The organism is Streptomyces dioscori, assembly GCF_003024195.1.
Taxonomy (GTDB): Bacteria; Actinomycetota; Actinomycetes; order Streptomycetales; family Streptomycetaceae; genus Streptomyces; species Streptomyces dioscori.
Window position 1 is genome coordinate 399,424 of record NZ_KZ679044.1, and the last position, 20,742, is coordinate 420,165.

Below are 20,742 nucleotides of genomic sequence, written 5' to 3' on the forward strand. Positions count from 1 at the left end.
CGTACGTTTCGGACCGTGTGTGTCAGATCATGCCGGACCGTCGTGCTCCACGCCTGCCCCGCCCGTCACTTCGGCAAGCCTTCGGTGTTCGGCGGCCTTGCGCTCGTAGATCTCGGCCATGCGCAGGTGGTAGGCCGGATCGTCCTGCTCGTACACGTCGGGGACGCCCGAGAGGTCCTCGTCGCGCTCCTCCTGCTCCCACAGCGCGCGGTACCTGGCGTTGCGCATCTTCAGCAGCACGCCCGACACGACGGTCGCGATCAGGGAGCCCGTCAGGACGGCGGCCTTCACACCGTCGCCGAGCGACGGGTCGTCCGCGAAGGCGAGTTCGCCGATGAGCAGGGACACGGTGAAGCCGATGCCCGCGAGACAGGCCACCGCGAAGACGTCCGGCCAGGCGAGGTCGTCGGAGAGCGACGCACTGGTGAAGCGGGCCGTCAGCCAGGTACCGCCGAAGATCCCGACCGCCTTGCCGACGACGAGGCCGAGGACGACCCCGAGGGTCTCCGGCTGGGTGAACACCTCGCCGAGCGCGCCGCCCGACACCGCGACCCCGGCGCTGAACAGCGCGAACAGCGGTACGGCGAGGCCCGCCGACAGGGGACGTACGAGATGTGCGACCTGTTCGCCCGGTGAGTGCTCCTCGCCCGCGCGGGTGGTGCAGCGCAGCATCAGGCCCATCGCGACGCCGGCGACGGTGGCGTGGATGCCGCTGTTGTACATCAGGCCCCAGACGACCAGCGCGAGCGGCACGTACACGTACCAGCCGCGTACGCCCTTTCTGAGCAGCAGCCAGAAGACGGCGAGGCCGACGACGGAGCCGCCGAGCGCGGCGAAGTCCAGGTCGTCGGTGAAGAAGACCGCGATGATCAGGATCGCGAAGAGGTCGTCGACGACGGCGAGGGTCAGCAGGAAAGCACGCAGGGCGCTCGGCAGCGACGTACCGAGGACGGCGAGGACGGCGAGCGCGAAGGCGATGTCCGTCGCGGTGGGTACGGCCCAGCCGGCGAGCGAGCCGCCGCCGGTGACGCCGACCAGGGTGTAGACCAGTGCGGGCATGACCATGCCGCAGAGCGCGGCGACGACGGGCAGCGCGGCGGCCCGCGGGTCCTTGAGATCGCCCGCGACCAGTTCGCGCTTGAGCTCGATGCCGGCGACGAAGAAGAAGACCGCGAGAAGTCCGTCGGCGGCCCAGTGCTCGACGGAGAGGTTCAGACCGAGTGCGGCGGGTCCGACGTGGAAGTCGCGGACAGCCTCGTAACTCTCCCGCAGGGGGGTGTTCGCCCAGATCAGCGCGGCGACGGCGGCGACGAGCAGGAGGACGCCGCCGACCGTCTCCGTGCGCAGCGCGTCCGCGACGAAGGTCCGCTCGGGCAGCGAGAGCCGTGCGAGGGCCTTGCGGTTCTTGGCGGCCTGACGGTCATCGCCTGGCTGGGGGGTGGGCGCGGGCACGGGGTCGACCTCCGGTCGGTGGGCAGGGCAGAGCACATGCCGACCAGACTTCCCGGCGCACCTATGGAAAACTCCGGGCTCTTTCGGACCCCGGACGTCGTGTTGTCACGTATTTACGTGTTTCGCAGCCTACCCGTGATCGAGAAGGGGCACCCGGCGGGTCCGCCACCGGGTGCCCTTTCTCGATCCGTGTCCGTACGGGACCTGGTCCTCGTCCGTACGAGACCTGTGTCCGCGTCCGTACGGGGTTTGCCTCAGTCCTCGCTGGACGCCGCGGGGAGCTTCGTCTGGATGAGGTCCATGACGGTGGAGTCGGTCAGCGTGGTGACGTCACCCAGCTGGCGGTTCTCCGCGACGTCGCGCAGCAGCCGGCGCATGATCTTGCCGGAGCGGGTCTTCGGCAGCTCGGCCACCGGCAGGATCCGCTTGGGCTTGGCGATCGGGCCGAGGGTCTTGCCGACGTGGTTGCGCAGCTCTCCCACGAGGGTCTCGGTCTCCGACGCGGAACCGCGCAGGATCACGAAGGCCACGATCGCCTGGCCGGTCGTCTCGTCGGCCGCGCCCACGACGGCCGCCTCGGCGACCGACGGGTGCGAGACGAGTGCCGATTCGACCTCGGTGGTCGAGATGTTGTGCCCGGACACGAGCATCACGTCGTCCACCCGGCCGAGCAGCCAGATGTCGCCGTCGTCGTCCTTCTTGGCACCGTCGCCCGCGAAGTACTTGCCCTCGAAACGCGACCAGTAGGTGTCGATGTACCGCTGGTCGTCGCCCCAGATGGTGCGCAGCATCGACGGCCACGGCTCGGTCAGGACGAGATAACCGCCGCCACCGTCGGGGACCTCGCGCGCCTCGTCGTCGACGACCGTCGCCGAGATGCCCGGCAGCGCCCGCTGCGCGGAGCCCGGCTTGGTCTCGGTGACGCCCGGCAGCGGCGAGATCATCATCGCGCCGGTCTCGGTCTGCCACCAGGTGTCCACGATGGGGGTGCGGTCGCCGCCGATGTGCTTGCGGTACCAGATCCACGCCTCGGGGTTGATCGGCTCACCGACCGAGCCGAGGACCCGCAGGCTCGACAGGTCGAACTTCGCGGGGATGTCGTCGCCCCACTTCATGAACGTCCTGATGGCCGTCGGGGCGGTGTAGAGGATCGTCACGCCGTACTTCTGGACGATCTCCCAGAAGCGCCCCTGGTGCGGGGTGTCGGGCGTGCCCTCGTACATCACCTGCGTCGCGCCGTTCGCCAGCGGTCCGTACGTGATGTAGGAGTGCCCGGTGACCCAGCCGATGTCGGCGGTGCACCAGTAGACGTCGGTCTCCGGCTTGAGGTCGAAGACGGAGTGGTGCGTGTACGCGGCCTGGGTGAGGTAGCCGCCGGAGGTGTGCAGGATGCCCTTGGGCTTACCCGTCGTCCCCGAGGTGTAGAGGATGAACAGCGGGTGCTCGGCGTCGAACGCCTCGGGCGTGTGCTCGGCGGACTGCTTCTGCGTGATCTCGTGCCACCACACGTCGCGGCCCTCGGTCCACGCGACGTCCTGGCCCGTACGCCGTACGACGAGGACCTTGGCCACGCCGTCGACCCGGGAGACCGCCTCGTCCACGGCCGGCTTGAGCGCGGCGGGCTTGCCGCGGCGGTAACCGCCATCCGAGGTGATGACCAGCTTGGCGTCGGCGTCCTGGATGCGGGTGGCGATGGCGTCGGCGGAGAAGCCGCCGAAGACGACCGAGTGCGCGGCGCCGATGCGGGCGCAGGCCAGCATCGAGATGACGGCCTCGGGGATCATCGGCAGATAGACGGCGACCCGGTCGCCCTTCTCGACCCCCAGCTCGGTGAGGGCGTTGGCCGCGCGTGAGACCTCGTCCTTCAGCTCGGCGTAGGTGATGGCACGGCTGTCACCGGGCTCACCCTCGAAGTGGATGGCCACCCGGTCGCCGTGGCCGGCCTCGACATGCCGGTCCACGCAGTTGTACGCGACGTTGAGCCTGCCGTCCTGGAACCACTTCGCGAACGGAGGGTTCGACCAGTCCAGGGTCTCGGTCGGCTCGGTGGCCCAGGTCAGCCGGCGGGCCTGCTCGGCCCAGAAACCGAGCCTGTCAGCCTTGGCCTGCTCGTACGCCTCCGCGGTGACGTTGGCATTCGCGGCCAGGTCGGCGGGCGGCGCGAACCTGCGTTCTTCCTTGAGCAGGTTGGAGAGGGAGGACGGCTCACTCATACTTCCCCCTCCTCGCTCAGCAGGTCGGCCAGGCTTTCGTTGCTCACGACATCTCCCTTGCGGTGCTGTGCCAGGGGCGCCCGTTGTGTCCCGGGCCACAGCTCATCAGACGCGGGCCCCTGGTGACAAGGGCCGTCCGAGAATTGGTTTAGACCTGTGTGCCGGATCGGGTGCGCGGGATCCTGTGTGCGTGTGGCCTGCCCGCCGAAACGGGCGGCCACACGTGTGCACGGACGAGGGAAGGGAGCGGTTCAGGCGCGGGGTGTCGCGCGGTGCCGACGCGTCAGCCCTGGGTGTCGGACAGGGCCGTCGCCGCGACCCTGTCGAAGAGCTCACCCTCCTCTTCGTCGTGGGAGGTGGCTTCCGTGAGGAGGTAGGCCTGGGCCTCGCCCACGTGGAAGTACATCCCGTGCAGTTCGAGCGTGCCCTGCTCCAGTGCCCGGGCCACCGCCTCGTGTGCCCGCAGATGCTCCAGCTGCTGCACGACGTTGGTGAGGCAGAGCTGCTCGGTGGCGTCGGCGGGCGCGCGTCCGGCGATCCGGGTCCAGGGCCGGTCCTCGGCGGTCATGCGCTCCACGCTCGGCAGTCCGTGTCTCAGCCACCGCTTCAACGGCGTCCGGGCGCCTCCCGGTTCGGTGTTCATCAGTGCCTGCATCGCCCCGCATCCGGAGTGCCCGCACACGGTGATGGACCGCACCCGCAGCACCTCCACCGCGTACTCGATCGCGGCGGCCACCGAGTCGTCGCCGCTCTCCTCGCCGGGCGGCGGCACGAGGTTGCCGACATTGCGGACGACGAAGAGGTCACCGGGGCCGCTGGAGGTGATCATCGATGTGACCAGCCGGGAGTCGGCGCAGGTCAGGAAGAGCTGTGAGGGCTGCTGGCCCTCCCGGGCCAGCCGGGCCAGCTCGCCGCGCACCAGGGGCGCGGTGTTGCGCTGGAACGTGCTGATGCCGCTCGCCAGTTGATGCCCGCTGCGGTGTCCACCGGGCGGCGGTGTCTCGGGGCTCTCGCAGTGGTGGTTGCGCCAGGGCGTCCAGGGGCGGCAGTGGCAGTGCGCCGTCTGCCCGTCGTCGTCCCTGGTGCGCGGTTCCGCGAGCCGCGCTCCGGTGCGCCCGGTCAGCTCGACGGAGCCGCCGCGGTTGGTGTGCGCGCTCTGCCAGTCGTGCAGCGACTCGTACGCCGCGTGGTCCATGAAGGAGCCGTCCAGCTCGATCACCGCCTCGGCCCCCGGCGGCACCAGATGCAGTGCGCGGGTGAGGCGGGGCACGGCGAGGAACGTCAACTGCCCGCGCACGCGCACGTGGTGGACGCCGTCCGGGCCCACCGAGCGGGTGATCCGCGTCCGGGTGAGGCGGTGCAGGGCGACGCCGACGGCCATGGCGATCCCGAGGGTGACGCCCTCAAGGACTCCGAGGACGACGACGCCGAGGGTGGTGACGGCGTACACCAGCACCTCTCGGTGGCGGGTGACCGTGCGGATGTGGTGCAGGGACACCATCTGGATGCCGACGGCCATCACCAGGGCGGCCAGTGCCGCGAGGGGGATCAGCTCCAGGAGCGGCACCAGCAGCAGCGCGGCCACCGTGATCCAGACGCCGTGCAGCATCGTCGAGTTCCGGCTGACGGCGCCCGCGTGGACGTTCGCCGAGCTCCGTACGGCCACGCCCGCGACGGGGAGCCCGCCGAGCGTGCCGGAGACGATGTTGGCCGCGCCCTGTCCCAGCAGCTCGCGGTCGAGGTCGGAGCGCCCCTGCTGGGCCGGTCGTCTGGCCGTGAGCTTGTCCACGGCGACGGCGCCCAGGAGGGACTGGACACTGCACACCAGCGTGGTGGTGAGCACGGCGGCCACGATCCCGAGCACCGGACCCTCGGGCAGTCCGGCCAGCGCGTGACTCCGCCAGGACGGCAGATCGACCTTGGGGAGGGTGAGCGCGGCGAGCGCGGCCGTCGTGGTGGCCGCGGCGACGGCGACGAGTGCGGCCGGGACGGTGCGCAGCAGCTGCCCCACGCGCCCGGGGACGCGCGGCCAGGCCAGCAGGACGGACAGTGTCAGGGCGCTCATCGACAGCGCCGCCACCTGGGGGTGCGCCAACTGGGCGGGCAGCGCCCGGAGGTTGTCGACGACCGAGCTGCTCGGGGATCCGCCGAGCACGATGTGCAGCTGGGCGACGGCGATGGTGATGCCGATACCGGCCAGCATGCCGTGCACGATCGCGGGGCTGACGGCCAGTGCGGAACGGGCCACCCGCAGGAAGCCCAGGCCGACTTGGACCAGTCCGGCGAGGACGGTGATGGCGCAGGTCGTGCGCCATCCGTACTTCTGGATGAGGTCGGCGGTGACCACGGTGAGTCCCGCGGCGGGTCCGCTCACCTGGAGCGGTGAGCCACCGAGGCGGCCGGCCACGAGCCCGCCGACGGCGGCGGCGACGAGCCCCGCCTGCAGCGGTGCTCCGGTGGCGAGGGCGATGCCCAGGGACAGGGGCAGGGCGATCAGGAAGACGGCGACCGAGGCGGACAGGTCGGCGCCCGCGATCCGGGGGAGCCGAGGAGGCTTCGGGAGCCGGGGGATCCGTGGGATCAGGGCAGTGCGGCGGCCGGGCGGAGGGGGGCTGTGCGGCCGCCCCTCGTCCGGGGTGTGCGAAGAGTCGTCGGTGCGAGTGGGGACGAAGGCAGTCATGGTTCCCGTCTTTCCGGGGCTACGCGGTCGCTTGGGGGCGCGGCCGTGGGTCACGGCGTACAGCGGCGGGATTTATCAACGCTCGGTAAATGAATCGTAATGGAGAGTAAAGGACGTGTCAGGAAAAATAGCGCAAATAGTCCATTGGTTCACTCCGGAGAGTGATTAGTCATTTTGATCGGCTTGTCGTACCGCCTCCTTCCGGGACCCCTGCGACCTTGGCCTCGCCGTCTGTTTTGTCCCGATTGAAGGAAGAAGGTGGGCGGAACATGGCCGCCACTCAGAGGTTCACCACGGGCGTCGCCGTCATCGCGGTCTGTGCCGCGGCGCTCGCCGGATGCGGGATCGGCGACACCGGCGCCGGGAAGGGGCCACGGGGCGAGGGAGCCCACGGTGACGGGGCGCGGGGCGAGGGCGCGCAGGGCGCCAGGAAGGCCGTGGGCGCTCCGGCGCCGAAGAACCCGGTCCGGCTGATCGGCGACGGCTCCACCGCGTTCACCGGCGCGCAGCCGCGGCTGCCCCGGCCCGCGAAGCTGAAGCCCGGGCAACGGCCACCGCAGTTCGTGGTGTTCTCCTGGGACGGGGCCGGCGAGGACAGCCAGAAGCTGTTCTCACACTTCCGCAAGGTGGCCAAGGACAACCGGGCGACCATGACGTACTTCCTCAGCGGCGTGTACATGCTCCCGGAGGGCAAGCGTGATCTGTACCGGCCGCCGCAGCACTCGCCTGGGCGCTCCGACATCGGCTTCAACGACGAGCAGGGCATCAGGGACACCGTGAAGCAACTGCGCGGCGCCTGGCTCGAAGGCAGTGAGATCGGTACGCACTTCAACGGCCACTTCTGCGGCAGCGGCGGCGGAGTGGGCGAGTGGTCGGTCGGGGAGTGGAAGGACGAGATCGCCCAGGCCAAGTCCTTCGTCAAGTCCTGGAAGACCAACACCGGTACGGCGAAGGGCTCACCGCTGCCCTTCGACTACGACAAGGAGCTCATCGGCGCCCGCACGCCCTGTCTGGAGGGGCAGAAGAACTTCATGCGGGCCGCCCGCGAACTCGGCTTCCGCTACGACACCAGCGGCGTCAACGACCAGGTCTGGCCCAAGAAGAAGGCGGGCCTGTGGGATCTGTCGATGCAGCTCGTCCCGGTCCCGGGCCGCGGGTTCGAGACGCTGACCATGGACTACAACTTCATGGTCAACCAGTCGGGCACCACGTCCCAGGGCGATCCCGGCAAGCACGAGTACTGGGGCGACCAGATGCGCGACGGTCTGCTCAAGGGCTTCTCCCGCGCCTATGAGGGCAACCGCGCGCCCCTGATCATCGGCAACCACTTCGAGTCCTGGAACGGCGGCACGTACATGCGGGCCATCGAGGAGACCATCGAGCGCGTCTGCACCAAGCGCGAGGTGCGGTGTGTGTCCTTCCGGCAGCTCGCCGACTGGCTCGACGCCCAGGACCCCAAGACCCTCGACAAGCTCCGCACGCTCAAGGTGGGCCAGTCCCCGAAGCAGGACTGGGCGTCGTTCCTGTCCGACCGGCCGGCCCCCGCTCCGGCCCCGAAGGGAGTGCCGGGCGCCCCGGCGGTCAAGCCGTAGCGCCCGGACGGCGTGCGGCTCACGCCGTGGCGGTCTCGGCCTCCCGCAGGACGAAGGCGGGGTCGACCTGGGCGGCCAGGTCGGCCCCCGTGCGCTCGTTGCCCCACGACTGCGCGTTCTTCAGGTGGAAGTGGACCATCTGCTGCGTGTAGCGCTCCCAGTCGCGCTGTTCGTAGGTCGCGTCGGCAGCCGCCAGGAGAGCGCTCAGCGCACGGCGGTTGCCGTCCTCCAGCTCCTCGAAGCGGGGCGGACGGCCCTTCTCCATGGCGCGTACCCAGTCCGAGTGGCCGACCGTCAGCAGCAGGTCGTCGCCGACCTCGCCCCTGAGGAAGTCGATGTCGTCCTGGCCCTGCACCTTGTTGCCCACGACCTTCAGGGTGACGCCGAAGTCGCGCGCGTACTCCTTGTACTGCCGGTAGACCGAGATGCCCTTACGGGTGGGCTCCGCGACGAGGAACGTGATGTCGAAGCGGGTGAACATGCCGGACGCGAAGGAGTCCGAGCCTGCCGTCATGTCCACGACGACGTACTCGCCGGGGCCGTCGACGAGGTGGTTCAGGCACAGTTCCACCGCGCCCGTCTTGGAGTGGTAGCAGGCCACTCCCAGGTCGGCCTCGGTGAACGGCCCGGTGACCATCAGACGAACGGCGCCGCCGTCGAGTTCCACCGGACGTGCGCAGGCCTCGTACACCGGGTTGTCCTCGCGCACCCGCAGGAGCCGGGAGCCCTCGCCGGGCGGCGTGGTCTTGATCATCGTCTCGGCGGAGGCGATACGCGGGTTGGAGCCGCGCAGGTAGTCCTTGATGAGGCCCAGGCGGTCGCCCATCGCGGGCAGGTCCCGCGCCTCGGTGTCGGTGAGGCCGAGTGCCGGGCCGAGGTGCTGGTTGATGTCGGCGTCCACCGCGACGACCGGCGACCCGGTGGTCGCGAGGTGACGGACGAAGAGCGAGGACAGGGTGGTCTTGCCACTGCCGCCCTTCCCAACGAAAGCAATTTTCATGTTCATGTAGCGTAGTCGTGCCGCTGGCCCGCGGGGTCGCCGGACGTGAAGAAGACCACTCGTTCGTGGAGCACGGGCCGGGGGTGCGTAGGGTCGTACTCATGAGTACGACAGGAGCGGGTGCGACAGGTACGAACGCCGACCCCCTCGCGGCGCTCGGCACACTGCCCGGTGTGGCGGAGTCCGTGGAGTCCGTGCGCAAGGCCGTGGACCGGGTCTACGGGCACCGCATCATGCGGCGCCGCAGCAACGAGATCACCGGAGAGGCCGCACTGCGGGGCTCCCGCGGATCCGCGTCGCTGTCCGGCGCGGACTGGGCCCTCGAAGAGGTGCGCCGCAGGGCCGACTTCAGCGGGGACGACCAGGCCAGGGTGGTGGGCGCGGCCCTCAGGCTGACCGCCGAGTCGGGTGAACTCCTGTCCATCTGGCGGCAGTCGCCCCTGCGGGTGCTGGCGAGGCTGCATCTGGTGGCCGCCGCCGACAACGGGGACGCGGTCGGACGTCCGCGACGGGACGGGGAGCCGGCCACGGAGACCCCGGCGGCAGGCGCCGCGGGACCCCCGCTGGTCGGGCTCCCCCTGCCGGACGCCGGTGAGGTCGAGGGCCGGCTCGACGGTCTGGCGCGGCTGGTCATCGCGGGGAGTTCGGCGCCCGCCCTGGTGACCGCCGCCGTGGTGCACGGCGAACTGCTCGCGCTGCGCCCCTTCGGCTCCCACAACGGCCTGGTCGCGCGCGCGGCCGAACGGATCGTCCTGGTCGGCAGCGGTCTCGACCCCAAGTCGGTCTGCCCGCCGGAGGTCGGCCACGCGGAACTCGGACGGGCGGCCTACGCCGCCGCTCTCGACGGCTACGCCTCGGGCACTCCGGACGGGATGGCGGCCTGGATCGCCCACTGCGGCAAGGCGGTCGAACTCGGCGCCAGGGAGTCGACGGCTGTGTGCGAGGCGCTGCAGCGGGGCGCTGCGTAGGTACCGCTCGGGTGCGGTTCGGGTCCCTGAACAGGGTTGCGGCGGTACGGATCTCCGTACCGCCGCTGGCATGTCCACCGGGGTACCAGGCGTCCTCGGAGTGTTGCCCATCAGGTCGGGAACTGTTGCCCGTCGCCTGGTGCGGCTGGCCCGTAATCGACGGGTCGACGTCGCGTGGGTGCCCGGTGTTCATGCGCGGTCCGTGGGGCCTCGGTTGCGTTTGAAGGTGATCCTTTCGGATGTCCTTGGTCTCGCGGGCCGTTAATCCCTTTGTACTCCTGGTCCGGGGCAAGCGGAACCCCTCGCCGTACTTCTTTACTTTTGCGGACAGAACCGGGCGAACCGGATGGCAGGCCCGAAGAAGTGAACAAGGAGAGGCCCATGAGGGCCGAGGGGGCTGGAGTGGTGCCTCCTCGGCGGTGTCAGCCCACCGCCGCGCGGCGCCTGCTGGCGTACCAGACGAGCCCCGCGGTGGCCGCCGCCGCCCCTATGGCCGCCGCCGCGACGATGGCCGGGCGGGGTGTCACGGACAGCCGCTGCTTGAGGCGCACCGGGTGGTTGAAGTCGAGGATGGGCCACGCGCGCGTGAGGGCCTCGCGGCGCAGCGCACGGTCCGGGTTCACCGCGTGGGGGTGGCCGACCGCCGAGAGCATCGGGATGTCGGTCGCCGAGTCGCTGTACGCGTAGCAGCGCGACAGGTCGTATCCCTCGGACGCGGCCAGCTCCTTGACGGCCTCGGCCTTGGTGGGGCCGTACGCGTAGTACTCCACCTCGCCCGTGAAACAGCCGTCGTCGCCCACGACCATGCGGGTGGCCACCACCCGGTCGGCGCCCAGGAGTTCGCCGATCGGTTCTACCACCTCCGCGCCGGAGGTGGAGACGATCACGACGTCGCGGCCGGCGGTGTGGTGCTCCTCGATGAGGGAGGCGGCCTCGTCGTAGATGATCGGGTCGATCAGGTCGTGCAGGGTCTCGGCGACGATCTCCTTCACCTGCTGGACGTTCCAGCCGCGGCACAGCGCGGACAGGTACTCGCGCATGCGCTCCATCTGGTCGTGGTCGGCGCCGCCGGCGAGGAACACGAACTGGGCATATGCGGTACGCAACACCGCCCGGCGGTTGATCAGGCCGCCTTGGTAGAACGACTTGCTGAAGGTGAGCGTGCTCGACTTCGCAATGACCGTCTTGTCCAGGTCAAAGAAGGCCGCTGTACGAGGCAAGGAGTGGTTTTCCACGGGTTGAGCATATGCGCCCGCCATTCGGGCTAGTGTGGGACGTGTGGGTTTGCCTGAGAGAGCTCTCGGGTACACCATGGAAGTCACGGATCGTTCGCGACCGTGCTAACCCGGTTTGGCTCCTCCCCCCCCGAGTCAAACCGTGGGGACGACCCCCGCTCTCCCCCCCGGCGGGGGTCGTCGCATGTCCGGACGGGTTTTCCCGTCCGTTGTTGAGAACGCCGGGCCCCGCACTGCGGGGCCCGGCGTTTCTCTGTCTCCGCACAGGATTCGTCACTGTCCGTAGCTGTGGGATCGCGTGAGGGAAGCGCGAGGAAGTCGTACAACGGTCACCGGTTTGGGTGAAGGCGATATTCACAGGCGCCGAGTTGTCCACAGTTATCGAGCAAGATCCACACGATTTCCGGCTTCGCTGCACCGTGATTCCAGCGCGTACCGCTTGCGGAAGTTCATGGCCGGTTCCGTTTGTTCGGCGGCTATGGCCGGTTCGTATCGGCGGTTCATATGGAGGGCCGGTTGGCCGCTCTTGCGCTGGGCGGGATTCGCGGGACCGCAGGGGTCCCGCGACGAAGCAGCGAAGGGGGCTGGAGAGCGTGGCGGGAGCCATCACACACGACCGGCCGTCGGCCGCCGAGGGGCGGCAGGGCGGACCGTTGATCGTCACCGAGGACGCGGATCTGCTGGACGACCTGCTGCGGCTGTGCGCCGCGGCCGGCGCCCGGCCCGAAGTCCATCACGGGGTGCCGGAGCGCGGCGGCGGCTGGGACACGGCACCGCTGGTGCTCGTCGGCGACGACGCCTCGCGCCGGGTGCGCGGCGCCACCCGCCGCCGCGGAGTCGTCCTGGTGGGTCGGGATCAGGACGATCCGGGGGTCTGGAGAAGGGCTGTGGAGATCGGCGCCGACCACGTGCTGATGCTGCCGGATGGCGAACAATGGTTGGTCGACCGCATCGCCGACGTGGCCGAGGGAGTCGGACCGCCCGCCCTCACCGTCGGCGTGATCGGCGGCCGCGGAGGCGCCGGATCGTCCACGCTCGCCTGCGCGCTCGCGGTCACCTCGGCGCGCCAGGGCGCCCGCACGCTCCTTGTCGACGCGGACCCGCTGGGCGGCGGACTCGATGTACTCCTCGGCGGTGAATCCGTCGAGGGGCTCCGCTGGCCCGCCTTCGCCGCCTCGCACGGACGCGTCGGCGGGGGCGCCCTGGAGGAGTCGCTGCCCTCACTGCACGCCCTGCGCGTCCTCAGCTGGGACCGGGGCGACTGCGTCACCGTGGCGCCCGAAGCGGTCCGCGCGGTCCTGGCCGCCGCCAGACGGCGCGGCGGGGTGGTGGTCGTCGACCTGCCGCGCCGGATCGACGAAGGGGTCGCCGAGGCTCTCGCCCAGATCGACCTCGGAGTGCTCGTCGTCCCGGCCGAGCTGCGTGCCGTCGCGGCGGCCGGACGGGTGGCGTCCGCGGTCGGCATGGTCCTGAGGGACCTGCGCGTCGCGGTCCGCGGGCCGTACGCGCCAGGTCTGGACGACCGTGAGGTGGCCCGGCTTCTCGGACTGCCCCTGATGGGCGAGGTGCCCACGGAGACAGGGCTGCCGGCCGCCCAGGAGCGCGGAGCTCCGCCCGGCGGGGACGGCCGCGGGCCGCTCGCCCGCTTCTGCTCGGCGTTCTGGGAGCGGGCCGCGGTCGCCGGAGGGGGCGTATGAGCGGGGGGACGGGCCTGCGTGACGGTTCTCCGGTGCGTGCGGGGTCGTCGAGGGGCCGCTTCTTCGGAGGGCGCAATGACCCGGGCACCCCCGGTCGCCCGGGCATGGGGCCGCTCGGCCGCCCAGGCGCCGGAACACTCGGCCGCCCGGGCCCGGGGCCGCTCGTGGGCGGGCCGCCGCACGGCGGCCCGGCCTCCGACACGGGACTGCTGGACGGGGTCCGGCAGTGGCTGGCCGCGAGCGGGGGCGAGCCGACTCCCGCGCGCGTGGCGCAGGCCCTGCGGGAGCAGGGGCGGGTGCTCGGGGACGCCGAAGTCCTCGGTGCGGCCGAGCGGTTGCGGTCGGAGCTGGTGGGGAGCGGCCCGCTGGAACCGCTGCTCGACGACCCCTCGGTGACCGATGTGCTGGTCTCGGCGCCCGACCGGGTGTGGGTGGACCGCGGCGGCGGCCTGGAACTGACCGCCGTGTCCTTCCCGGACGCGGCGGCCGTACGGCGCCTCGCACAGCGGCTCGCGGCCGTGGCCGGGCGGCGCCTGGACGACGCCCACCCCTGGGTGGACGCCAGGCTGCCCGACGGCACCCGGCTGCACGCGGTGCTGCCGCCTGTCGCCGTCGGCTCGACCTGCCTGTCCCTGCGGGTCGTCCGGCCGAGGGCGTTCACCCTCGCCGAACTGGTGACCGCGGGGACGGTACCGCCCGGCGGGGACCGGCTGCTGCGCGCGCTGCTCGACGCGAGGCTCTCGTTCCTGATCAGCGGTGGCACGGGCAGCGGCAAGACGACCCTCCTCAGCGCGTTGCTCGGCCTCGTCGGGCCGGGGGAGCGGATCGTGCTCGCCGAGGACTCGGCGGAGCTGCGCCCCGACCACCCCCATGTCGTCCGGCTGGAATCCAGACCGCCCAACCAGGAGGGCGCCGGGCTCGTCACGCTCCAGGACCTGGTGCGCCAGGCGCTGCGCATGCGGCCGGACCGCTTGGTGGTCGGCGAGGTCCGGGGGCCCGAAGTGGTGGCGCTGCTGGCCGCGTTGAACACGGGACACGAGGGCGGCTGCGGAACGGTGCACGCCAACGCCGCCTCCGGCGTACCGGCCCGTCTGGAGGCCCTGGGCACGGCCGCCGGTCTCGACCGGGCCGCGCTGCACAGCCAGGTGGCGGCGGCGCTGTCGGTGGTGCTCCATCTCGTACGCGACCGGGCCGGGCGGCGGCGGATCGCCGAGGTCCATGTGCTGGAGCGGGATCCGGCGGGACTGGTCGTGACGGTGCCCGCACTGCGATGGGGCGCGGAGGCCTTCACGTACGGGCGCGGGTGGGAGCGGCTGCGGGGGCTGCTCGGCGGCATGGGAGGCGTGAGAGACGTGGGTGGCGTGAGCGAACGGAGGGGTGGGTTGTGACGGGGGTCGCCGGGGTGTCGGTGGTGGTGGCGGTGGCGTGTGCCGGGACGGCGGTCTGGGTGATGGGTGGGGGCGGGCACGGGACGCGGCGGGCGCGGCTGGTGTGTGCGGGTGGCGGGGCGGCTGCGACCGGGCCCCGGCCGCCGTCGCCGTCGTCGCCGTGGAGCCGGGCGCTGCGAACCGGTGAGTGGCTTCGGCGGCTGCACGGGACGCGGGGCGAGTGGTGGGCGCTGGTCGCCGGGTCGGTGGTCGGCCTGCTGGGAGCGTCTGTTGTGCCGGTGGTCCTGGGGGCGCTCGGAGTTCCCCTGGTACGCAGGGCCCGGCGGGCCGGAGCGGCGCGGCGGGCGCGGGAACGGCGGGCCGCCGCGGTGATCGCGCTGTGCGGGGCGCTCGCGGGGGAAGTCCGGGCCGGACGGCAGCCGGGCGAGGCGCTGCTGGGCGCCGCCCAGGACTCGGGAGGGCTCGGGGACGTACAGGCGTCGGTCCTGGCGGCCGCGCGGTTCGGTGGGGATGTGCCGGGCGCGCTCACCGACGCCTCCAGGCGGCCCGGGGCCGAAGGACTGCTGGGGCTCGCCGCTTGCTGGCGGGTCGCCGTGGACCGGGGTGCGGGTCTCGCCGCCGGGCTCGACCGGCTGGAGGGGGCGCTGCGCGCCGAGCGGGACCAACGCGCCGACCTGCGGGCCCAGTTGGCGGGCGCCCGGTCGACCGCGGTGCTGCTCGCGGGGTTGCCGGCGCTCGGGCTGCTCCTGGGCACCGCGCTCGGCGCCGACCCGCTGCACATCGTTCTGCACACCGGTGCGGGCCTCGGCTGCCTGCTGGTCGGCGGTCTGCTGGAGGGCGTCGGCCTGTGGTGGGCGCTGCGGATCGTACGGGGAGCGGAGGACGGATGAGTGCGGAGGTTGTCCACAGGCTGGGGGCGGCGGTGTGGGTGGCGGCGGGATTGTGGGCGCTCGCCCGGTCCCTGGGAGCGGCACGGCGGAAGCGGAGGGTCCGCAGGCGCTCGGAGGCCCTGCTGACGATCCTGGCCGACGATCGCGAACCGGTTGGGCAGGACGCCTCCTTCGGGCTGCGCTCGCAGCTGCGTGACGTGGTGCGGCGATGGCTGCCGGTGATCGGCGCCCTGCTCGCCTGCTGGGTGTTCGTCGGGGGCACGGCCGGGGCCGCGGTGGGACTTGTGGCCGCGTTCGGGATGTGGCGGTGGCGGCGCGGATCGGCGTCGGCGTCGGAGCCGGAGTTCGACGCGGCGCGGGCCGCGCGGCAACTGCCCCTTGCCGCTGATCTGCTGGCCGCCTGCATCGCGGCGGGCGCGAGTCCCGTCGTGGCTGCCCGGGCGGTGGGGGAGGCGCTGGAGGGGCCCGTGGGAGCGCGGCTGGCGCGGGGAGCGGCCGAGGTACGACTCGGCGGTGAACCGGCGGAGGCCTGGACCGCACTGGCCGCGTTGCCCGGGGCCCGGGGGCTGGCCCGGTTGCTGGAGCGGGCCGGCGATTCGGGAGTACCGGCGGCGGTACCGGTCGCGCGCCTCGCCTCCGAGGCCCGTGCGGAACGGGGGCGCGCCGCTACGGCACGGGCGCGACGGGCGGGTGTCCTGATCACCGCTCCCGTCGGGCTGTGCTTCCTGCCCGCGTTCATCGCGATCGGCGTACTGCCGGTGGTGCTCGGGCTGGCGAGCGGGGTGCTGGACGGGGGTGCTGGACGGGGGTGACGGACGGGGGCGACGGATGACGGGCTGAGCCACGCGTGAGCGAGGTCAGCGGGCAGAGGTCAGCGGCCATAGGCCAGATGCCGAGGGTCGCGGTTCAAAGGTCAACGGGACAGAGCTGTACGGGGGTTCGGATGGACAAGGCAGTGCGGGTTCGGGTTCAGGCGCGGGCGTGGGCGTGGGTTCTGAAGGGGCGGGCCCGGGTGGGACGGGCAGGGTCGGTGCGGAGGGACGCCGGGATGGTCACGTCCGAGTACGCGATGGGGCTGATCGCGGCGGTGGGGTTCGCCGCGCTGCTCTACGAGGTGCTGACCAGCGGGCAGGTGCGCGGGTTTCTGCAGGACATCGTGGGACGGGCGCTCAGTGGGGAGTTCTGAGGTGAGTGCGAGTGCGAGTGTGAGGGCGGGTGCGGGTGAGAGGTCGGTGACCCGGGACCGCGGTTTCGTGACGGCGGAGGCGGCTGTGGTGCTGCCCGTGCTGGTCGCGTTCACGATGGCGCTGGTCTGGGCGTTGCTGGCCGCGGCCGCGCTGATCCAGTGCGTGGACGCGGCCCGGGCCGGCGCTCGCGCGGCGGCCCGGCAGGAACCGCCGGGCACGGTGCTGAAGACCGCCCGCCGGGCGGCGCCGAGCGGTGCCAGGATCTCGGTCCGACGCGAGGGCGACCTGGTGCACGTCCGGGTACGGGCCGAGACCCCCGGTCCGGACGCGCTGACCCTCGACCTCACACAGGAGGCAACCGCCTTGGCGGAGGAGACGGTCGGGGCGGTTCGGTGAGAACGGCGGGGACGGCGGAGAGACGGAGGGGGCTCAGAACGCCGGGAGCTGGGAGGAGAGGCGGCCTCGGGTGGCGTACGAGGCCGTGGGCGGCGGGGGTGGTGTCGGACCGGGGGTCGGCGACCGTCTGGACCGTCGGCGCGATCGCGGTGCTGTGCGTGGTCTTCGGTGCCGTGCTCACGATGGGGCAGGCGGTGGTGGTCCGTCATCGTGCCGGTGGCGCGGCCGACTTGGCGGCGCTCGCGGCGGCCGACCACTGGTTGTACGGCGGGACCAAGGCCTGCGCCCGGGCGGACCGTGTGGCACGGGCGCAGGGGACCCGGATCGTGCGGTGCGCCGTCCGGGGCGAGATCGCGGACGTCACGGTCGAGGCGGGGCGGGGGCCGCTGACGGCCGAGGTGAGGTCACGGGCAGGTCCGGCCGGCCCCGTGGCTCCGGGCCCTGACCCTCCGCGGGCCCGGCCGCGGTGACGGCGGCGTCCGGCCGGCCGACGTCCTGTCGCTGCGCCGCTTCGGAGGGACCTTCGCAGAGTTGTGCCTCCGGTGCCTCCGGTGATTCCGGTTCAGCCGGTGCCGGCGGTGCTCCCTGCAGGAGAACTGTCAGCAGCCGCACGGCCCCCCGCTTGTGCAGTGGCTCGTTGCCGTTGCCGCACTTGGGGGACTGGATGCAGGACGGGCAGCCTGCGTCGCACTCGCAGGAGGCGATGGCCTGGCGGGTGGCGGTGAGCCATTCGCGGGCGGTGTGGAAGGCGCGCTCCGCGAAGCCCGCGCCGCCGGGGTGGCCGTCGTACACGAAGACGGTGGGCAGGAGGGTGTCCGGGTGCAGCGGGACGGAGACGCCGCCGATGTCCCAGCGGTCGCAGGTGGCGAAGAGCGGCAGCATGCCGATCGAGGCGTGCTCGGCGGCGTGCAGGGCGCCGCCGAGGATCTCGGGGTTCACCCGGGCGGCGTCGAGCTGGTCCTCGGTGACCGTCCACCACACGGCACGCGTACGGAGCGTGCGGGGAGGCAGATCGAGTTTCGTCTCGCCGAGCACCTCTCCGGTCATGAGACGACGACGCAGGAAGGAGACGACCTGATTGGTGACCTCGACGGAGCCGTAGCACAGCCGGCCGTCGCCCCAGGGGATCTCGACGTCCGTCTCCAGGACGGAGATGGCCGTGGTGTCACGGGCGACCGTCGAATACGGCGGGTTGGCCTCCGTGACCAGGGCGACCGAATCGTCCAGATGCAGTTCGTCCACCAGGTACGTGCGGCCCTGGTGGAGGTGGACCGCGCCTTCGTGGACGGTGGTGTGCGCGGCCCCGGCGTCGACCGTGCCCAGCAGCCGTCCGGAGCCGGACTCCACGATCTGCACCGGGTTGCCGCCTCCGCCGCGGATGTCGGTCAGATCGGCGGCCCGTTCCCGGCGGGTCCAGTGCCAGGCCTTCGTGCGGCGGCGGAGCAGTTTCGCGGCCTCCAGCTGCGGCATGAGTTCGGCGGTGGTCGGGCCGAAGAGGTCGAAGTCCTCCTCGGTGAGCGGGAGTTCGGACGCTGCGGCGCACAGGTGGGGCGCGAGGACGTACGGGTTGTCCGGATCGAGGACGGTGGACTCCACCGGCTGGTCGAACAGGGCTTCCGGGTGATGGACGAGGAAGGTGTCCAGCGGGTCGTCACGGGCCACCAGCACCGCGAGCGCCCCCTGTCCGGAGCGGCCCGCACGGCCTGCCTGCTGCCACAGGGACGCACGGGTGCCCGGGTAGCCGGCGATGACGACGGCGTCCAACCCGGAGACGTCGATGCCGAGTTCGAGGGCGGTGGTGGCGGCGAGGCCGAGGAGTTCGCCGGAGTGGAGGGCGTGTTCGAGGGCGCGGCGTTCCTCGGGGAGGTAGCCGCCGCGGTAGGCGGCCACGCGGCGGGCCAGGGAGCGGTCGACCTCGGAGAGCCGTTCCTGGGCGATCACCGAGATCAGCTCGGCCCCGCGGCGGGACCGTACGAAGGCCACCGAGCGGACGCCCTGCACGGTCAGGTCGGTGAGGAGGTCCGCGGTCTCGGCGGTGGCGGAGCGGCGGACCGGGGCGCCCTTCTCGCCGTGCAGGTCGGTGAGCGGCGGTTCCCAGAGGGCGAAGACCAGTTCACCGCGGGGCGAGGCGTCGTCGGCGACCTCCACCACGGGCAGGCCGGTGAGGCGGGAGGCGGCGACGGACGGCTCGGCGGCGGTGGCCGAGGCCATGAGGAAGACGGGGGAGGAGCCGTAACGGGCGCACAGGCGGCGCAGTCGGCGCAGCACCTGGGCGACATGTGACCCGAACACACCCCGGTAGGTGTGGCACTCGTCGATGACGACATAGCGCAGGGCGCGCAGGAAGGAGGCCCACCTGGGGTGGGAGGGGAGTATCCCGCGGTGCAGCATGTCGGGGTTGGTGAGGACGTAGTTGGCGTACTGGCGTACCCACTCGCGTTCCTCGACGGGGGTGTCCCCGTCGTAGACCGCGGAACGGACGGCGTGGCCCAGCGGATGTGAGAGTTTTTTCACGGATCGGCGCTGGTCCGCGGCGAGTGCCTTGGTCGGGGCGAGGTAGAGGGCGGTCGCGCCGCGGCCGTTCGGTGCCTCGGAACCGTCGAGGAGTGTCGACAGGACCGGGACGAGGTACGCCAGGGACTTGCCGGAGGCGGTACCCGTGGAGACGATCACCGATTCGCCGTCCAGGGCGTGCTCGGCCGCGAGTGCCTGGTGGGCCCAGGGGTGTTCGATACCGGCGGACTGCACCGCCGCGACGACCTCGGAACGGATCCGGTCGGGCCACACGGCATGGCGACCCTCACGTGGGGGCAAGTGCTCCGTATGAGTGATGCGCGAAGCCCGGCTCGGCCCAGAGGCCAGCCGGTCCAGGATCTCGCCCGGCGAGGGGCGGGACGCGGTGTCCGTCGAGGTTCGATCGGGTCGGAGATTATTGGCCATCGGCATCGAGTGTGTCACTGGCATGACGGACAATGGGCCCAAGGCGTCGTGCACCCCTGCCGGTAAGTGATTGAATGCCATCGCGGCTGGCGAACCGTCCCGGGGGCTCCGCCGAGGTGTCCCTTGGGATGACCGCTCGATTAGCAAGGTGCTGGAGGATCCGTGGACCTGTCCCTGTCGACCCGTACCGTCGGCGATCGTACGGTCGTCGAGGTCGGTGGCGAAATCGATGTATATACCGCGCCCAAGTTGCGCGAACAGCTGGTCGAGCTGGTGAACGACGGCAGTTTCCACCTTGTCGTCGACATGGAGGGCGTGGACTTCCTCGACTCGACCGGTCTCGGCGTCCTGGTGGGCGGCCTGAAGCGGGTGCGTGCCCATGAGGGTTCGCTCCGGCTGGTCTGCAACCAGGAGCGCATTCTGAAGATCTTCCGCATCACCGGTCTCACCAAGGTGTTCCCGATCCACACCTCGGTCGAAGAAGCGGTGGCGGCCACCGACTGAGCGGCCACGGTCCGGCCCGTCCCTGCTGACTGGCCGGTCAGCCGCCACAGCCGAATCCCGGGCGCGGCCCGGGAGGCAGAAGTCAATGGAGGGGGGTCGGGTCTCGGCGACCCGACCCCCCGACCGCACGCCCGTAGTTCCGAGGGGGATGCATGGCCACCGTTGAACTCCGCTTCAGCGCGCTGCCCGAGCACGTCAGGACCGCCCGACTGGTGGCGGCAGCGGTGGCGCGCAGGGCCGGAGTGGACGAGGCCGTCCTCGACGAGGTCAGGCTCGCCGTCGGCGAAGCCTGCACCCGGGCCGTCGGCCTGCATCAAAGCGCCGGAATCTCGGCGCCGGTGCGGGTCTCGCTGATCGAGGAGGAGAAGCTGTTCTCCATCGAGGTCGGTGATGAGGCGCCGCACACGGTTCCCGGTGACACGTCGCCGGGTGCCCATGGCGGAGCCGACGGCGCGGACGTCGAGACCGAGGAGGACGAGATGGGCCTCGCGGTCATCAGCGGCCTCGTCGACGACGTGGAAGTGACCGCCGGTGAGAACGGCGGACTGATCAGGATGAGCTGGCCCACCACGCCGCCGGCCACGCTCGTTCCCTGATCCA

Annotated in this window: 17 protein-coding genes; 11 read left to right on the forward strand and 6 right to left on the reverse strand. The window is 71.7% G+C overall.

Going from position 1 to position 20,742, the window contains the following annotated elements; all coding sequences use genetic code 11:
• Nucleotides 1-27: 27 nt before the first annotated feature.
• From nhaA to C6Y14_RS20370, 3 genes are all read right to left on the reverse strand, one after another.
• Nucleotides 28-1,452: a Na+/H+ antiporter NhaA gene (gene nhaA, locus C6Y14_RS20360; protein WP_107018151.1), complete on the reverse strand. Its 1,425-nt coding sequence runs from the start codon at nucleotides 1,450-1,452 to the stop codon at nucleotides 28-30.
• A 254-nt stretch (nucleotides 1,453-1,706) separates the two neighbouring features.
• A complete protein-coding gene (acs, locus tag C6Y14_RS20365; RefSeq protein WP_107018152.1) occupies nucleotides 1,707-3,665 on the reverse strand; it encodes an acetate--CoA ligase in 1,959 nt (652 codons plus the stop codon).
• A gap of 283 nt (nucleotides 3,666-3,948) precedes the next feature.
• Nucleotides 3,949-6,345 (reverse strand): bifunctional SulP family inorganic anion transporter/carbonic anhydrase, encoded by a 2,397-nt coding sequence (locus C6Y14_RS20370; RefSeq protein WP_107018153.1) that lies wholly within the window; start codon nucleotides 6,343-6,345, stop codon nucleotides 3,949-3,951.
• A gap of 269 nt (nucleotides 6,346-6,614) precedes the next feature.
• Here C6Y14_RS20370 and C6Y14_RS20375 point away from each other — a divergent pair, with 269 nt between their 5' ends.
• Nucleotides 6,615-7,937 carry a polysaccharide deacetylase family protein gene (locus tag C6Y14_RS20375; RefSeq protein WP_107018154.1) on the forward strand — a complete coding sequence of 441 codons (1,323 nt, stop codon included), beginning with the start codon at nucleotides 6,615-6,617 and terminating at the stop codon, nucleotides 7,935-7,937.
• A 19-nt stretch (nucleotides 7,938-7,956) separates the two neighbouring features.
• On the opposite strand, the gene C6Y14_RS20380 is transcribed toward C6Y14_RS20375, so the two are convergent.
• The gene (locus tag C6Y14_RS20380; protein ID WP_107018243.1) at nucleotides 7,957-8,937 is read right to left on the reverse strand and encodes an ATP-binding protein; all 981 of its coding nucleotides are present in this window, start codon (nucleotides 8,935-8,937) and stop codon (nucleotides 7,957-7,959) included.
• A 101-nt stretch (nucleotides 8,938-9,038) separates the two neighbouring features.
• Here C6Y14_RS20380 and C6Y14_RS20385 point away from each other — a divergent pair, with 101 nt between their 5' ends.
• Nucleotides 9,039-9,905 (forward strand): Fic family protein, encoded by an 867-nt coding sequence (locus tag C6Y14_RS20385; RefSeq protein WP_107018244.1) that lies wholly within the window; start codon nucleotides 9,039-9,041, stop codon nucleotides 9,903-9,905.
• Nucleotides 9,906-10,327: 422 nt separating this feature from the next.
• Here C6Y14_RS20385 and C6Y14_RS20390 read toward each other — a convergent pair whose 3' ends face one another.
• The gene (locus tag C6Y14_RS20390; RefSeq protein WP_107018155.1) at nucleotides 10,328-11,164 is read right to left on the reverse strand and encodes an HAD family hydrolase; all 837 of its coding nucleotides are present in this window, start codon (nucleotides 11,162-11,164) and stop codon (nucleotides 10,328-10,330) included.
• A 569-nt stretch (nucleotides 11,165-11,733) separates the two neighbouring features.
• On the opposite strand from C6Y14_RS20390, the gene ssd reads away from it, so the two are divergent.
• From ssd to C6Y14_RS20425, 7 genes are all read left to right on the forward strand, one after another.
• Nucleotides 11,734-12,837 carry a septum site-determining protein Ssd gene (ssd, locus tag C6Y14_RS20395; protein WP_107018156.1) on the forward strand — a complete coding sequence of 368 codons (1,104 nt, stop codon included), beginning with the start codon at nucleotides 11,734-11,736 and terminating at the stop codon, nucleotides 12,835-12,837.
• Nucleotides 12,834-14,225, forward strand: a complete 1,392-nt coding sequence (locus C6Y14_RS20400; RefSeq protein WP_225891174.1) for a TadA family conjugal transfer-associated ATPase — start codon at nucleotides 12,834-12,836, stop codon at nucleotides 14,223-14,225. Before ssd ends, C6Y14_RS20400 begins: the two co-directional genes overlap by 4 nt.
• Nucleotides 14,222-15,115: a type II secretion system F family protein gene (locus C6Y14_RS20405; protein WP_225891175.1), complete on the forward strand. Its 894-nt coding sequence runs from the start codon at nucleotides 14,222-14,224 to the stop codon at nucleotides 15,113-15,115. The genes C6Y14_RS20400 and C6Y14_RS20405 overlap by 4 nt, the downstream gene beginning before the upstream one ends.
• Nucleotides 15,112-15,927 carry a type II secretion system F family protein gene (locus C6Y14_RS20410; protein WP_107018157.1) on the forward strand — a complete coding sequence of 272 codons (816 nt, stop codon included), beginning with the start codon at nucleotides 15,112-15,114 and terminating at the stop codon, nucleotides 15,925-15,927. The genes C6Y14_RS20405 and C6Y14_RS20410 overlap by 4 nt, the downstream gene beginning before the upstream one ends.
• Before the next feature lie 236 nt (nucleotides 15,928-16,163).
• Nucleotides 16,164-16,301 carry a DUF4244 domain-containing protein gene (locus C6Y14_RS45875; RefSeq protein ID WP_404828806.1) on the forward strand — a complete coding sequence of 46 codons (138 nt, stop codon included), beginning with the start codon at nucleotides 16,164-16,166 and terminating at the stop codon, nucleotides 16,299-16,301.
• A gap of 46 nt (nucleotides 16,302-16,347) precedes the next feature.
• Complete coding sequence (locus C6Y14_RS20420) at nucleotides 16,348-16,698, forward strand: TadE family type IV pilus minor pilin (protein ID WP_107018158.1); 351 nt, start codon at nucleotides 16,348-16,350, stop codon at nucleotides 16,696-16,698.
• Nucleotides 16,699-16,796: 98 nt separating this feature from the next.
• Nucleotides 16,797-17,168 carry an Rv3654c family TadE-like protein gene (locus C6Y14_RS20425; protein WP_107018159.1) on the forward strand — a complete coding sequence of 124 codons (372 nt, stop codon included), beginning with the start codon at nucleotides 16,797-16,799 and terminating at the stop codon, nucleotides 17,166-17,168.
• Here C6Y14_RS20425 and C6Y14_RS20430 read toward each other — a convergent pair.
• Nucleotides 17,059-19,719 (reverse strand): DEAD/DEAH box helicase, encoded by a 2,661-nt coding sequence (locus tag C6Y14_RS20430; protein ID WP_225891176.1) that lies wholly within the window; start codon nucleotides 19,717-19,719, stop codon nucleotides 17,059-17,061. The genes C6Y14_RS20425 and C6Y14_RS20430 overlap by 110 nt on opposite strands.
• Nucleotides 19,720-19,800: 81 nt before the next feature.
• On the opposite strand from C6Y14_RS20430, the gene bldG reads away from it, so the two are divergent.
• Both bldG and C6Y14_RS20440 read left to right on the forward strand, forming a co-directional pair.
• On the forward strand, nucleotides 19,801-20,142 hold the full coding sequence (bldG, locus tag C6Y14_RS20435) for an anti-sigma factor antagonist BldG (protein WP_003975386.1): 342 nt from the start codon (nucleotides 19,801-19,803) through the stop codon (nucleotides 20,140-20,142).
• Nucleotides 20,143-20,294: 152 nt separating this feature from the next.
• Nucleotides 20,295-20,738, forward strand: coding sequence for an ATP-binding protein (locus C6Y14_RS20440; RefSeq protein WP_107018161.1), 444 nt, complete (start codon nucleotides 20,295-20,297; stop codon nucleotides 20,736-20,738).
• Nucleotides 20,739-20,742: the final 4 nt, after the last annotated feature.